Consider the following 13,758-nt stretch of genomic DNA (forward strand, 5'->3'; position numbering starts at 1 on the left):
TGGTCAGGACGACAGTTGGACGAGCCGTCGCAACACACCCCTGCCCGCCGCAGCTCCCGTCGCGAACGAGGCCTGGAGCAAGTAGCCACCGGTCGGCGCCTCCCAGTCCAGCATCTCACCGGCCGCGAACACGCCCGGCAGTTTGCGGATCATGAAGTCCGAGTCGAGTTCGTCGAAGGAAATCCCGCCGGCGCTGGAGATCGCGCGCGCGATCGGCGCGACGCGTGTGAGCTTGACCGGCACGGCGTTGATGAGCTCCGCCAATCGCTCGGCCGATATTGCCGACAACGACTGGCCAGCACCGATGGTGGCCTCCTGCAGCAGCCCGACCGCGACCGGCGACAGCTGCGCAGCCTTGCGCAGGAAGTTGGAGAAGGATTGCTTGCCGCGCGAGGCGGACAGGCGCTTGACGAGTTCGCCATGATCGACATCCGGCCGCAACGCGACGTGCAGGACCGCTGCGCCGTTCGCTGCGATCGCCTCGCGCAGCTCGGCCGACAACGCATAGATCGTCCCGCCCTCGATCCCGCCGCTTGTGATCATGGCCTCGCCGCGGGCGCGGTGTGGGCCGAAGGAGAGCGTGATGCCCTTGAGCGGCTGGCCCTCGAAGCGCGTGCGGAAGATTTCGGACCATGCGACGGTGAAGCCGGAGTTCGCCGGCCGCAGCGGCGAGATCGCAACGCCTTTGTCGGCCAGGATCGTCGTCCAGCCGCCATCGGAGCCCAGTCGCGGCCAGCTGGCGCCGCCGAGTGCCAGCACTATCGCGTCCGCGGCGATGCCGTCTCCGCCGCCGGGTGGGTCAAAGACCAGTCGTCCGTCCCCGTCCCATCCCATCCAGCGCTGGCGAAACGCAAAGTGCACGCCGGCGGCATCGAGGCGTCGCAGCCAGGCCCGCAGCAAGGGCGAGGCCTTGAAGGCCTTCGGAAACACACGCCCGCTGGAGCCGACAAAGGTCGGCTCGCCCAGCGCCTCGCTCCAGGCGCGCAGCGCGTCAGGCGGAAACGCTTCGATCGCAGCCTGCAACCTCTGCGCCGCCTCGCGGTAGCGCGTGATGAACTGAGGCAGCGGTTCGCTGTGGGTGAGATTGAGCCCGCCGCGGCCGGCCATCAGGAATTTGCGGCCAGCGGACGGCATCGAATCGTAGACGGTGACGCGAGCACCACCCTGCACGAGCACTTCGGCCGCCATCAGACCGGCAGGGCCGGCGCCGATGACGGCGACCGCTGTCAGAGTTTTACCCCGGCGCGCGCAGCGGCTTGCGCCACGTATTTCTGCGTCTGCTCGAAAGCTCCCTGCAGCGCCTTCGCCTTTGACATGTCGCTGATCTCGGCGAAATGCGCCGCGACCGCATCCGGGGTCCACTCGGACTCCGGCAGGTTGATGCCTTCGCTCTCGACGATCTTGATCACCGCGAACGAGCCGGCGCCGGCGCCCATGATGGTGCGGGTCGGCGCGTCCTCGCTCAGCATGTACTCGACCGCGGGCGTGATCGCGTTCGGCTTCATCAACTGCAGCGCCTGCGGCGGCAGCAGCTCTTCCGTCATGCGGGTCGCTGCCGTCGGCGAGATGATGTTGACGCGGATGTCGCTCTTGCGGCCTTCTTCCGCCAGCACGTTCATCAGGCCGACCATGCCGGACTTGGCCGCTCCGTAATTGGCCTGGCCGAAATTGCCGTAGAGGCCGGAGGACGACGTCGTCAGGACGATGCGGCCATAGTTGCGATCGCGCATGCCGGCCCAGGCCGCCTTGCAGCAATAGAAGGTGCCGACGAGGTGCACGTCGAGCACCTTCTGGAAATCGGCCGCTTCCATCTTGCCGAACGACTTGTCGCGCAAAATGCCGGCATTGGCACACAAGAGGTCCACGCTGCCCCACTCCTTGGTGGCGCGCTCGACCATCGCGGTGACCTGCTCGAAATTCGAGACGTCGGCGCCGTCGGCCATGGCGGTGCCGCCCGCTTTGCGGATCTCCTCGACAACGGTCTCCGCCGGCGACAGCGAGCCGCCGCTGCCGTCGCGCGCGCCGCCGAAATCGTTGACCACGACTTTCGCGCCGCGGCTTGCCAATCCCAGCGCATGCGCGCGCCCCAAACCATTGCCCGCGCCGGTGACGATGGCGACGCGTCCGTCGAACCTGATTGCCATTGTGCTTCCTTGTGCTGTCTTCCCTTCTCCCCTTGTGGGAGAAGGTGGCGCGAAGCGCCGGATGAGGGATCTGTCTCGGCAGATGAGCGTGTGGAGAGATACCCCTCACCCGGCTTCATCTCGCTCCGCTCGATTTCGCCACCCTCTCTCGCGAGGGAGAGGGTTCGAGCGCACCGATTTGGACAACTTTTGAGCAGCGATGGGCTGCCGGGTCAAGCCCGGCAGCGACGGCCCACTCAGGCGAAATAGATCAACCCGAGCCAGTCCGCGACCAGCGCGGGCTTGTCCTCGCCTTCGATTTCCACGGTGACGTTGGTGCGCGACTGCAATTCATTCGGCTTGCGCAGCTTGGCTTCCGCCAGCACGAAACGGCCCCGAACGCGCTTGCCCGAGCGCACCGGCGAGATGAAACGCAGCTTGTCAAAACCGTAATTGACCCCCATCGTGGTGCCCGCGATGACGGGCATCACCTCGTAGGACATAATCGACAGCAGCGACATCGTCAGGAAGCCGTGCGCGATGGTGGTGCCGAACGCCGTCTCGTTCTTCGCACGCTCCGGGTCGACGTGAATGAACTGGTGATCCTCGATCACGTCGGCATAGGTGTCGATGCGGGGCTGATCGACCAGGTGCCACGACGACACGCCGATCTCCTTGCCAACCATGGCCTGATAGGCGTCCAAGGAAATCGGCGGCTTCTTCCAGACTTCGTTCACTTAGGTCTCACTCCGTGTTTTCGGCAGCTCCGGAAAGTCCTCTTCGCGGAATTCCCGGCCGCGCAGGGCATCATTGCGGTCGTCGTCACGCTCCAGCCGTCTCAGCTGAACGCGGCGGATCTTTCCCGAGATCGTCTTCGGCAGCTCCGTGACGATCTCGAGGCGCCGGATGCGCTTGAACGGTGCAAGGCGCGTGTGCAGATGCCTGAAGATGGAGAGCGCCGTCTCCGGCGAACGCTCCGCACCGGATGTCAGCAGCACATAGGCCTTGGGGATCGCGAGCCGGATCGGGTCCGGGCTCGGCACCACGGCAGCTTCCGCGACGAGCTCGTGCTCGAGCAACACGCTCTCGAGTTCGAACGGGCTGATGCGATAGTCGGAGGATTTGAATACGTCGTCGGAGCGGCCGACGAAAGTGAGATAGCCATCGTCATCCTCGAACACGACGTCACCGCTGCGATAAAGCTCGCCTTCGGCGCCGGACAGCCCACCGTCGTCGCCCTGATAGCCCTGCATCAGGCCGGCGGGGCGGTTTTCGCCGAGCACTAGAGCCACCTCGCCCTCTTTGGCCGGATGACCATCGGCGTCGCTGACCTGCACGCGATAGCCCGGTAGCGGCCGGCCCATCGAGCCGACCTTGATCTTTTGCCCCGGCGAGTTGCCGGCCAGCGCCGTGGTTTCGGTCTGGCCGTACCCGTCGCGGATGGTGAGGCCCCAGGCGGCCTGCACCTGCTCGATCACTTCAGGATTGAGGGGCTCGCCGGCGCCGCAGACCTCGCGCAAGGCCACCTTGAACGACGCAAGATTCTCCTGGATGAACAGCCGCCACACCGTCGGCGGCGCGCACAGCGTGGTGACGCCGCAGCGGCCAATGGTGGCAAGCAGCCCCTTGGCGTCGAAGCGCGGCTGGTTGACCACAAAGACGGTCGCGCCCGCATTCCACGGCGCAAAGAAACAGCTCCAGGCGTGCTTGGCCCAACCGGGCGAGGAGATGTTGAGATGGACGTCGCCGGGCTTCAACCCGATCCAATACATGGTCGAGAGATGGCCGACGGGATAACTGCGCTGGCTGTGCCGCACCAGCTTCGGCTTTGCCGTGGTGCCCGAGGTGAAATAGAGCAGCATCGGGTCGTCAGCGTTGGTCGGGCCGTCGGCTGCAAAGCTCTCCGACGCCCTTGCGGCGTCATCATAGGAAAGCCAGCCATCGGAGGCCTCGCCCACGACGATGCGGACGATATTATCGGCGCCAAGACTTGCGAACTTCGCAACCTGGTCCTGCGCGGCCACCACCGCCTTTGCCTTGCCGCGATCGAGCCGGTCGCGCAGCTCGTCGGCGGTGAGCAGCGTCGTCGCGGGAATCACGACGACGCCGAGCTTGATCGCGGCCAGCATCGTCTCCCACAGCGGAACGACATTGCCGAGCAGCAGCAGGAGATGATCGCCGCGCTTCAAGCCTTGCGCGCGGAGGAAGTTGGCGACCTGGTTGGAGCGGCGCGACAACGCCCCGAACGAGAGCTTGGTCTGCCGATCCTGCGCGGCATCGACGATCCAGAGCGCAGGACGATCCTTGCTGTCCGCATTCGCCGCTAGCTCGGCATCGAACCAGTCGAGCGCCCAGTTGAAGGGAATCGGATCCGGCCAGCGGAAGCCCTTGACCGCTGTCTCATAGTCCGTGCGGTTGTGAAGCAGAAACGCGCGCGCTTCCTGAAATGTCGTCATTAGGCTTTCCCGGCCAGCTCCCTAACGTGCTCGATAATTCCGGAAAAATCCACCCCGCCCTGGCCGGCTGCGTCAAAGGCCTGATAGATTTCCTGCGCATGCTTGCCGAGCGGCGTCGCCGCGCCGGCGGCCTTGGCGGCGTCCTGCGCCAGTGTCAGATCCTTCACCATCAGTGCCGAGGCAAAGCCCGGCTTGTAGTCGTTGTTGGCGGGCGAGGTCGGCACCGGCCCGGGCACCGGACAATAGGTCGTCAGCGACCAGCACTGGCCCGACGAGGTCGAGGCAACGTCGAACAGCGCCTGGTGCGAGAGCCCGAGCTTCTCGGCCAGCGCGAACGCCTCACTCACGGCGATCATGGAAATGCCGAGGATCATGTTGTTGCAGATTTTTGCCGCCTGGCCCGCGCCGGCACCGCCGCAATGCACGATCTTCTTGCCCATGTTCTCCAGCACGGGCTTTGCCGCTGCAAACGCGTTGTCCTCGCCGCCGCACATGAAGGTGAGCGTCGCACCCTTGGCTCCGCCGGTGCCGCCGGACACCGGCGCGTCGACCGAAAGCACGCCGTGCTTGGCCGCGAGCGCATGCGCCTGCCGCGCGCTCTCGACGTCTATGGTGGAGGAGTCGATGATCAACGCGCCCTTGGTCATCGCGGGAACGACCTCGCCCCACACGCCGAGCACATGCTTGCCGGCCGGCAGCATGGTGACGACCACATCGGCACCTTTCACGGCGCCCGCAGCGCTCTCTGCGATGCCGGCACCGTCGGCCTTGGCCTGGTTGCGGGAGGCCTCGGCGAGGTCGAAAGCGACGACCTTGTGGCCGGCCTTGACCAGATTGGCGGCCATGGGGCCGCCCATGTTGCCGAGACCGATGAATGCGATCGTGGCCATCTTGGTTTCCTCCGCTTGAAAGACGTTGTTAGTTGAACTTCAATTCGTCGGCGCCAATCTCGGCGAGATAGTGCGCAAGCATGTCCGGCGTGACGTCCTCGATTCGCGACGGCGACCAGGTCGGATTGCGGTCCTTGTCGATCACGGCGGCGCGCACGCCTTCGCGAAAGTCGTCGCTGCGGAAGACTTCCAGCGCAGCCCGATATTCGCGCACCAGGCATTCTTCCAGGCTCGACGCGGTGCGCGCGAGCCGCAGCAGCTTGAGCGTCACCACCATGCCGCGCGGCGATTTTTCGTTGAGCGCCTTCAACGTCGCCAGCGCGAACTCGGAACCGTCGCGCTTGAGCGCGGCAAAAATGTCTTGCATGCGGTCGAAGCCGAACAGTGCGTCGATCGCCGGCTCCTTTGCGGCGACCGGCCCCGCGATCTCCCCGGTCGCAAAACCGTTGATGAGCTTGCTGACATCGGCCGCGGTGACGCCCTGGCGAACTTTGGTCAGCGCGTCGCGCAACTCGGGCCATTTGGCCGCCGATACCACCGCGTCGGCAAACCTGGCATGGATCGCATCGGGGCCGTTCATGGTCTGGCCGGTCAGGCCGAAATAAGTGCCGATCTCGCCCGGCGAGCGTGACAACAGCCAAGTGCCGCCGACGTCGGGAAAGAAACCGAGCCCGACCTCGGGCATCGCAAGCCTCGTACGGTCAGTCACGATTCGATGGCTCGCATGCGCCGAGAGTCCGACGCCGCCGCCCATCACAATGCCGTCCATGAAGGCGACATAAGGTTTCGGGAATTTCTTGATCCGGGCGTTGAGGATGTACTCTTCCCGCCACAGGATCTTGCCGAGGTCACCATTGACCTTCGAACTTTCCCAGAGCGCACGGATGTCGCCGCCGGCACACAAGCCACGCTCGCCGGCACCTTCCAGCACGATCACGGCAACGGCGGGATCGGCCTCAAAACGGTCGAGCGCCTTGTCGATGTCGCGAAACATCTCCAGCGTCACGGCATTGATCGCCTTGGGGCGGTTGAGCCTGATAAATCCGGCCGAGCCTTCGACCCATGCGACCAGATCGCCTTCCTCCGCTCCACTCATCGGGCGCCCTCGATCAATTTGCGCGCCACGATCAGCCGCATGATTTCGTTGGTGCCTTCGAGAATCTGGTGCACGCGCAAATCGCGCACGATCTTCTCGATGCCGTATTCGCTGAGATAGCCGTAGCCGCCGTGCAGCTGAAGCGCCTGGTTGGCGACCTCGAAGCCGGCATCGGTGCCAAAGCGTTTGGCCATCGCGCAGAGCATCGTGGCGTCGGGATCCTTGCGGTCTAGCGCCGCCGCTGCGCGCCACAGGAACGTACGCGCGGCCTCGAGCTCGATCGCCATGTCGGCGAGACGGAACTGCAATGCCTGGAATTCGTCGAGGCGTTTTCCAAAAGCCTTGCGCTCTTTCATGTAGGAACGCGCCTTGTCGAGCGCGGTCTGCGCGCCGCCTAGTGAGCACGCTGTGATGTTGAGACGCCCGCCGTCGAGGCCTGCCATCGCGATCTTGAAACCGACGCCCTCCTCGCTCAGCCGGTTGGCGACCGGCACGCGGGCGTTCTCGAAGATCACGGCGCGGGTCGGCTGCGCGTTCCAGCCCATCTTGCGCTCGTTGGCGCCGAACGAGACGCCCGGCGTGTTGCCGTCGATGACCAGCGTCGAGATGCCGCCGGGGCCATCGCCGCCGGTGCGCACCATCGCGACCAGGAGATCGGTCCCGCCGGCGCCGGAGATGAACTGCTTCTGGCCGTTGAGAACGTAATGATCGCCGTCGCGCACGGCACGGGTGCGGAGCGCTGCCGCGTCCGAGCCGGCGCCGGGCTCGGTCAGGCAGTAGCTCGCGATCAGCTCCATGGTGCAGAGCTTGGGCAGCCATTTGTGGCGCTGGGTGTCGCTGCCGTAGGCATCGATCATCCACGACGCCATATTGTGGATGGAGATGAAGGCCGAGGTGGTCGGACAGCCCGTCGCCAGCGCTTCGAAGATCAGCGCCGCGTCGAACCGTGTCATGGCGGAGCCACCCACATCCTCGCGGATGTAGATGCCGCCCATGCCGAGCGTGGCGGCCTCGCGCATCACCTCGACGGGAAAATGCTTCTCCTCGTCCCAGCGCAGCGCGTGCGGCGCGATCTTTTCCGCCGCAAACGCCAACGCCATGTCGCGAACCGCGATCTGATCCTCGTTCAGAGCGAACTGCATCTGTTAGCTTCGCTCCAACGACGGTTACTTCATCAGCGGGATCGAGAACTCCGCGCCTTCCTTGACGCCGGACGGCCAGCGCGAGGTCACCGTCTTGGTCTTGGTGTAGAAGCGGACCGAATCCGGGCCGTGCTGGTTGAGATCGCCGAAGCCCGACTTCTTCCAGCCGCCGAAGGTGTAATACGCAATCGGCACCGGGATCGGCACGTTGATCCCGACCATGCCGACGTTGACCTTGGCCGCGAAGTCGCGCGCGGCGTCGCCGTCGCGGGTGAAGATCGCAACGCCGTTGCCGTAATCATGCTCCGACGGCAGCGCCAGCGCTTCCTTGTAATCGTGCGCGCGCACGACCGAGAGCACGGGGCCAAAAATCTCTTCCTTGTAGATCCGCATGTCCTTGGTGACGTTGTCGAACAGCGAACCGCCGAGATAGAAGCCGTTCTCGTAGCCCTGCATCTTGAAGCCGCGGCCGTCGACGGCGAGCGTCGCGCCTTCCTTGATGCCGATGTCGATATAGCCCTTGACCTTCTCGACCGCCTCGCGCGTCACCAGCGGACCGTAATCGGCGGAGGGATCGATCGAGGTGCCGATCTTGAGACTCTCGACGCGCGGGACCAGCTTTTCCATCAGGCGGTCGGCAGTGGCCTTGCCGACCGGAACCGCGACTGACACGGCCATGCAGCGTTCGCCGGCCGAACCGTAGCCGGCGCCGATCAGTGCGTCGACTGCCTGGTCCATGTCGGCATCCGGCATGATGATGGCGTGGTTCTTGGCGCCGCCAAAACATTGGCAGCGCTTGCCGGTCTGGGCGGCGCGCTCGTAGATGTATTGCGCGATCGGGGTGGAGCCGACGAAGCCGACGGCCTTGATGTCGGGATCGTCGAGGATGGCGTCGACCGCTTCCTTGTCGCCGTTGACGACATTGAGGATGCCGGACGGCAGGCCCGCCTCGATCATCAGTTCGGCAAGCATCATCGGCACGCCGGGATCGCGCTCCGACGGCTTCAGGATGAAGGCGTTGCCGCAGGCAATCGCAGGAGCGAACTTCCACATCGGAATCATCGCCGGGAAATTGAACGGCGTGATGCCGGCGACGACGCCGAGCGCCTGGCGCATCGAATAGATGTCGATGCCGGGGCCGGCGCCTTCGGTGTACTCGCCCTTCATCAGATGCGGAATGCCGCAGGCGAACTCCGCGACCTCGAGGCCGCGCTGGATGTCACCCTTGGCGTCAGGAACGGTCTTGCCATGCTCGCGGGCAAGCAGTTCGGCCAGCTTGTCGTAGTCGCGCTGCACCAGCTCGACGAACTTCATCATGACGCGAGCGCGGCGCTGCGGGTTGGTCGCGGCCCATTCCGGCTGCGCGGCGCGGGCGTTTTCCACGGCGGCGCGAACCTCGGCCTTGGACGCCAGCGCCACCTTGGCCTGAACGTCACCGGTCATCGGCTCGAAAACGTCGGCGGTGCGGCCCGAGGTGCCCTTGACCTCCTTGCCACCAATGAAATGTCCGACTGAACGCATGGAATGGTCTCCTTGAGGCGAGCTTGAACGCTTTGACAAATCCTATCGACCTGCATTTTATAGGATTCAAGTCTGAGATAATGCACCATAGATGTGCGAAAATGCTGGATCAAGGCGCTATCGACTGGGACGACTTCCGGTTCGTGCTGGCCATCGTGCGGGGCGGCTCGGTTTCGGCTGCGGCAAAACAGCTCGGCGTCGACCATGCCACCGTGATCCGCCGCGTCGACCGGCTGGAGAAGCACCTCTCGGCCAAGCTGTTTGACCGGCGCAAGACCGGCTACCTGCTGACAGAGGCCGGCCAGCGCGTCGCCGACAGCGCGGAAGCGATGGAATCGACCATCGTCGCCAACCAGGAGCAGGTCGGTGGCTCCGTGGCGCGGCTGACCGGCACGGTGCGGATCGGCGCGCCGGACGGTTTTGGCACCGCCTTCCTGGCGCCGCGACTGGCGCCGTTCGCGGACCGGTATCCCGATCTCGACCTGCAACTGGTGGCCACCGCGCGGCTGTTCAGCCTCTCCAAGCGCGAGGCCGATATCGCCATCAGCCTGACCATGCCGAAGGAAGGCCGCATCGTCGGCCGCAAGCTGCTCGACTACCGGCTCGGACTCTATGCCGCGCCCGCCTATCTCGACCGCTTCCCGAAAATCACCTCGCGCGAGGTCCTGCCGCAGCATCGATTCGTCGGCTATATCGAGGAGCTCTTGTTCACGCCCGAGCTCGACTATCTGCCGCAGGTCTCGCCGAAGATCTCCGCGCGCTTGCGCAGCGCCAATCTGATCGCACAACTCAACGCCACGCTCGCCGGCTTCGGTATTGCGGTGCTGCCGCACTTCATGGCGGCCGACTATCCGCAGCTGATTGCGGTGCTGGCGGAAGAGGTCTCGATCACCCGCACCTTCTGGATGCTGATGCACGCCGACAGCAAGGACCTCGCACGCATCCGCGCGGTGGCGGATTATATTTCCGAGATTGTGGAGCGCGAGCGGGCGTTGTTTGCGGGGCTCTGAAGCCTAGCTCTGCTTCGCCTTTTTCGCCGCCGCAGCCTTCGGCTCACGCCGCGCGCCGTCCAGCGCGCTGTCCTTGCCCGTCTTCAGCACCTCATCCGACAGCTCGCTCGAGCCGGCAATGCGCGCGAGCAACATGGTGCCGGCCATGGTCGCCAGCGTCGCGATCGCCTGCTTGCGCGCGGCCTTGCGCGGCAGATTCGGGATGAAGTCCGTGATCATCTCGATCATCTCGTCGAGCTTGCCGGCAAAGGCCTTTCGCGTCTTCGGGCTCTCTCGGGCGATCTCGGCGCCGAGCGCGGGGATCGAGCAGCCGTGACCGGGGTTGTCGCGATGCACCGCGGAGAGATAGGTCTCAACGATCTGACTGAGCTGCTTCTCCGGCGTGACCTGATCGGATTGCTTGCGCCAGTGCTCCATCGAGCGATCCATAGCGTAGCCAAACGCCTCGATCACCAGCGCCTCGCGGGAATCGAAATGGGCGTAGAAGCCGCCATGGGTCAGGCCCGCTTCCTTCATGAGGTCGGCGACACCGATGCCGTGGGCGCCCTTTTCGCGCAGCCGCACGGAAGCCTTCTTCACGATGCGGTCGTGGGTTTCCTGCTTGTGTTCCCGGGAATAGCGCATGCGGATCTCATTGGATGTCGGGGGTCATCTAATAACACGGATATCGGCCGGACGGCGCATTAATTCCCGGTAAAATTGTTGCCGATCATGGAAAAGGTCGCCGTTGCGTGCACCGCAAGCGCCCCCTTACCGTCGCGGACAAATCCCTCGGCGTAGCTGGTCTGGCGTCCCAGCTTGATCACCTTGCCTTCGGCGGAGATCAACCCGGACCGGACCGAGAGCGGACGCAGGAAGGTCATTTTCAGATCGAGGGTGACGGAGCCCTGCCCGGGCTCCAGCCGGGTCGAGATCGCACACCCCATGGCGGTGTCGAGCAGCGCGGCGGCTGTGGCCCCGTGCAGGAGGCCTATGGTGTTTTCGAGATCCTCGCGCGGCTCGAGTTCCATGACGATCCGGCCCGGCTCGACCACGGCCATGATGAAGCCGATCAGCTTGGCAAAGGGTGGCGGCGGCAGCCTTCCGTCGCGGATGCCCAGCATCGCATCCATGCCTGACAGGCCCATCGCCACTTTCGCAACCGGCGCAGGCACCTGCCATTCAACCACCCGCTCGCGCCGGCCCGCAGGCGAAAACAGGTCGAGTTGATCGATGTCGGTCATCGCGGCCTCTTTTGTATGATTTTCATCATACTATGCTGCGGACTTAGCGCTGGCAACTCCCTCCCCGCCGGCTTGACAAGCAATGCGTTTCGGCCCGGAAGTGTGACCTGACCGGCGTATTCGCACGTCTACGAAGCTCAGAGATCCTCTCATGGAAATGCTCAACAACCACTGCGGCGTGACGCGCGATGCGCGCGGCGTCGTTCATGTCGCGATCTGCAATGCCGGCTCGCTGAACATTTTGAGCTCGCCCGTCACCGATGCGGTGCGCGAAGGCCTGCAGCAGCTCTCGTCCGACCGCAGCATCCGGGTCGTGGTGCTGCGCGGCCAGAGCGAGAAGAGCATGATCGGCGGCGCCGACATCAAGGAGATGGCCAAGCTCGACCAGAAGTCCGCCGAGGCCTTCATCAGCCGCCTGCGCGACCTCTGCGAGGCCGTGCGCGCCTTCCCGGCCCCTATGATCGCGCGCATGCCCGGCTGGTGCCTCGGCGGCGGGCTCGAAGTCGCCGCGGCCTGCGATTTCCGGATCGCCGCCCGTGATGCGCATTTCGGCATGCCGGAGGTGCGGGTCGGCATTCCCTCGGTGATCCATGCCGCGCTGCTGCCGCGCCTGATCGGGTGGGCCCGCGCGCGCTGGCTGGTGATGACCGCTGAGAACATCGACGCGCCGACGGCGCTGGCCTGGGGGTTGGTCGACAAGGTCGCGCCGGAGGGTGGGCTCGATGCCGAGGTCGAGCACCTCGTGAAGGCCCTGCTCGAATGCGGCCCCGAGGCGCTGCGGTCGCAGAAGGCATTGCTGCGGCAATGGGAGGAGCTGCCGCTGACCGAGTCGGTAAATTTGAGCGTCAAAGTCTTCGGCGAGTCGTTCCTGACGGACGAGCCGACGCGGCTGATGGGCGCGTTTGTGAATCGGAAGCGGTAGGCGCTCTCCACCTCGTCCGATCGAACGAGCAAATCTCATCCGACCTACGACAATTTCTCATGCCCCGCGCAGTTGCATTTTTTGCGCCGCATCATATGATGACCGTAATCTTACATAGTTGGCATCTCACGGAGTCTCACCCATGGCCGAAGCCGCCGATCCCGTCGTCATCGTCTCCGCCGTCCGGACACCGCTCGGCCGCTTCATGGGCGAGCTTTCGCCGCTGGCCGCGCACAAGCTCGGATCGCACGTGATCGGCGTGGCACTGGAGCGTGCCAAGCTTGCGCCGGAGAAAATCGACGAGGTTTTCATGGGCTGCGTCCTTCCCGCCGGCCAGGGCCAGGCCCCCGCGCGCCAGGCGGCGCGGGCCGCCGGCCTACCCGATGCCACCGGCGCGACTACTGTCAACAAGGTCTGCGGCTCCGGCATGAAAGCGACCATGCTGGCGCACGACATCATTTGCGCCGGCTCGGCCGAGATCGTCGTCTCCGGCGGCATGGAAAGCATGAGCAACGCGCCGTATCTGCTCGCCAAGGCGCGTGGCGGCTATCGCGCCGGCCATGATCGCATCATCGACCATATGATGATGGACGGCCTCGAAGACGCCTACGAGACCGGCCGCTCCATGGGCGATTTCGGCGAGGCCACCGCAGAAGCCTATCAGTTCACCCGCAAGGACCAGGACGCCTTTGCGATGGAAACGCTCAGCCGCGCACGCAAGGCGGTCGAGGGCGGTGCGTTCAAGGCCGAGATCGCGCCGATCACGCTGAGTGAGAAGGCCGGCCCCCGCATCGTCGCCAATGACGAACATCCGCTCAAGGTCGATCCCGCAAAGATCCCCGGGCTGAAGCCGGCGTTCCGCGCCAACGGCACCATCACGCCGGCGGCCTCCTCCGCCAACGCCGACGGCGCCGCTGCGCTGGTTCTGACGAAGCGCTCGCTCGCCGATCGCAGCGGCCTGCCGGCTCTCGCCGTGATCAAAGGCCACACCACCCACAGCCAGGAGCCGCAATGGTTCACTACGGCCCCGATCCCGGCGATCCGCAAGCTCTTGGACAAAGTCGGCTGGAATGCCGGCGATGTCGATCTGTTCGAGATCAACGAAGCCTTCGCCGTGGTGGCGATGGCGGCCCAGCGCGATCTCGGCATTCCCCGCGACAAGCTCAACATCAACGGCGGCGCCTGCGCGCTCGGCCATCCCATCGGCGCCACCGGCGCACGGCTGATCGTGACGCTGCTGCATGCGCTCGAGGCGCGAAACCTCAAGCGTGGCGTCGCCGCGCTCTGCATCGGCGGCGGCGAAGCTACTGCGATCGCGGTAGAGCGCCTGACGCACTGACGAGAACGTCCGGAAATGAGGGAACTCCGTCATTTC

General features: G+C 65.1%; 12 protein-coding genes and 1 pseudogene. 3 read left to right on the forward strand and 10 right to left on the reverse strand.

What is annotated here, in order from left to right; genetic code table 11:
• Nucleotides 1-3: 3 nt before the first annotated feature.
• From IVB07_RS22415 to IVB07_RS22450, 8 genes and pseudogenes are all read right to left on the reverse strand, one after another.
• Nucleotides 4-1,230: a TIGR03862 family flavoprotein gene (locus IVB07_RS22415; RefSeq protein WP_083926554.1), complete on the reverse strand. Its 1,227-nt coding sequence runs from the start codon at nt 1,228-1,230 to the stop codon at nt 4-6.
• Nucleotides 1,227-2,144 (reverse strand): SDR family NAD(P)-dependent oxidoreductase, encoded by a 918-nt coding sequence (locus IVB07_RS22420; RefSeq protein ID WP_018459211.1) that lies wholly within the window; start codon nt 2,142-2,144, stop codon nt 1,227-1,229. The genes IVB07_RS22415 and IVB07_RS22420 overlap by 4 nt, the downstream gene beginning before the upstream one ends.
• A 236-nt stretch (nt 2,145-2,380) precedes the next feature.
• Nucleotides 2,381-2,860 carry a MaoC family dehydratase gene (locus IVB07_RS22425; RefSeq protein WP_018459212.1) on the reverse strand — a complete coding sequence of 160 codons (480 nt, stop codon included), beginning with the start codon at nt 2,858-2,860 and terminating at the stop codon, nt 2,381-2,383.
• Complete coding sequence (locus IVB07_RS22430; RefSeq protein WP_018459213.1) at nt 2,861-4,579, reverse strand: AMP-binding protein; 1,719 nt, start codon at nt 4,577-4,579, stop codon at nt 2,861-2,863. It abuts the gene before it with no gap.
• Nucleotides 4,579-5,484: pseudogene (gene mmsB, locus IVB07_RS22435) on the reverse strand (3-hydroxyisobutyrate dehydrogenase); the annotation flags it as partial. The gene IVB07_RS22430 and the pseudogene mmsB, both read right to left, overlap by 1 nt.
• Before the next feature lie 13 nt (nt 5,485-5,497).
• The gene (locus IVB07_RS22440; RefSeq protein ID WP_018459215.1) at nt 5,498-6,565 is read right to left on the reverse strand and encodes an enoyl-CoA hydratase/isomerase family protein; all 1,068 of its coding nucleotides are present in this window, start codon (nt 6,563-6,565) and stop codon (nt 5,498-5,500) included.
• Nucleotides 6,562-7,707 (reverse strand): isobutyryl-CoA dehydrogenase, encoded by a 1,146-nt coding sequence (locus IVB07_RS22445; RefSeq protein WP_018459216.1) that lies wholly within the window; start codon nt 7,705-7,707, stop codon nt 6,562-6,564. The genes IVB07_RS22440 and IVB07_RS22445 overlap by 4 nt, the downstream gene beginning before the upstream one ends.
• Before the next feature lie 24 nt (nt 7,708-7,731).
• Nucleotides 7,732-9,228, reverse strand: a complete 1,497-nt coding sequence (locus tag IVB07_RS22450) for a CoA-acylating methylmalonate-semialdehyde dehydrogenase (protein ID WP_018459217.1) — start codon at nt 9,226-9,228, stop codon at nt 7,732-7,734.
• A 101-nt stretch (nt 9,229-9,329) separates the two neighbouring features.
• On the opposite strand from IVB07_RS22450, the gene IVB07_RS22455 reads away from it, so the two are divergent.
• Nucleotides 9,330-10,238: a LysR family transcriptional regulator gene (locus IVB07_RS22455; protein ID WP_018459218.1), complete on the forward strand. Its 909-nt coding sequence runs from the start codon at nt 9,330-9,332 to the stop codon at nt 10,236-10,238.
• Nucleotides 10,239-10,241: 3 nt separating this feature from the next.
• Here the strand turns inward: IVB07_RS22455 and IVB07_RS22460 are convergent, their stop codons facing one another.
• Together IVB07_RS22460 and IVB07_RS22465 are read right to left on the reverse strand one after the other, a co-directional pair.
• A complete protein-coding gene (locus tag IVB07_RS22460; protein ID WP_018459219.1) occupies nt 10,242-10,862 on the reverse strand; it encodes a TetR/AcrR family transcriptional regulator in 621 nt (206 codons plus the stop codon).
• Between the two features lie 59 nt (nt 10,863-10,921).
• On the reverse strand, nt 10,922-11,461 hold the full coding sequence (locus IVB07_RS22465; protein WP_018459220.1) for a PaaI family thioesterase: 540 nt from the start codon (nt 11,459-11,461) through the stop codon (nt 10,922-10,924).
• 151 nt (nt 11,462-11,612) lie between these two features.
• On the opposite strand from IVB07_RS22465, the gene IVB07_RS22470 reads away from it, so the two are divergent.
• Together IVB07_RS22470 and IVB07_RS22475 are read left to right on the forward strand one after the other, a co-directional pair.
• Nucleotides 11,613-12,383, forward strand: a complete 771-nt coding sequence (locus tag IVB07_RS22470; protein ID WP_018459221.1) for an enoyl-CoA hydratase — start codon at nt 11,613-11,615, stop codon at nt 12,381-12,383.
• Nucleotides 12,384-12,525: 142 nt separating this feature from the next.
• Entirely contained in the window at nt 12,526-13,722 is a 1,197-nt protein-coding gene (locus IVB07_RS22475; RefSeq protein WP_247338094.1) for an acetyl-CoA C-acyltransferase, read from the forward strand.
• Nucleotides 13,723-13,758: the final 36 nt, after the last annotated feature.

Origin of the sequence: Bradyrhizobium sp. 172, assembly GCF_023101065.1 — a bacterium.
In the GTDB taxonomy this organism is placed as follows: Bacteria; Pseudomonadota; Alphaproteobacteria; order Rhizobiales; family Xanthobacteraceae; genus Bradyrhizobium; species Bradyrhizobium canariense_D.

Bases quoted from the DNA above. Each gene is read 5' to 3' on its own strand.
- IVB07_RS22475 (WP_247338094.1), top strand. From the start codon at position 12,526: ATGGCCGAAGCCGCCGATCCCGTCGTCATCGTCTCCGCCGTCCGGACA.
- IVB07_RS22450 (WP_018459217.1), bottom strand. From the start codon at position 9,228: ATGCGTTCAGTCGGACATTTCATTGGTGGCAAGGAGGTCAAGGGCACC.
- IVB07_RS22470 (WP_018459221.1), top strand. From the start codon at position 11,613: ATGGAAATGCTCAACAACCACTGCGGCGTGACGCGCGATGCGCGCGGC.
- IVB07_RS22460 (WP_018459219.1), bottom strand. From the start codon at position 10,862: ATGCGCTATTCCCGGGAACACAAGCAGGAAACCCACGACCGCATCGTG.
- IVB07_RS22445 (WP_018459216.1), bottom strand. From the start codon at position 7,707: ATGCAGTTCGCTCTGAACGAGGATCAGATCGCGGTTCGCGACATGGCG.
- IVB07_RS22455 (WP_018459218.1), top strand. From the start codon at position 9,330: ATGCTGGATCAAGGCGCTATCGACTGGGACGACTTCCGGTTCGTGCTG.
- IVB07_RS22420 (WP_018459211.1), bottom strand. From the start codon at position 2,144: ATGGCAATCAGGTTCGACGGACGCGTCGCCATCGTCACCGGCGCGGGC.
- IVB07_RS22430 (WP_018459213.1), bottom strand. From the start codon at position 4,579: ATGACGACATTTCAGGAAGCGCGCGCGTTTCTGCTTCACAACCGCACG.
- IVB07_RS22440 (WP_018459215.1), bottom strand. From the start codon at position 6,565: ATGAGTGGAGCGGAGGAAGGCGATCTGGTCGCATGGGTCGAAGGCTCG.
- IVB07_RS22465 (WP_018459220.1), bottom strand. From the start codon at position 11,461: ATGACCGACATCGATCAACTCGACCTGTTTTCGCCTGCGGGCCGGCGC.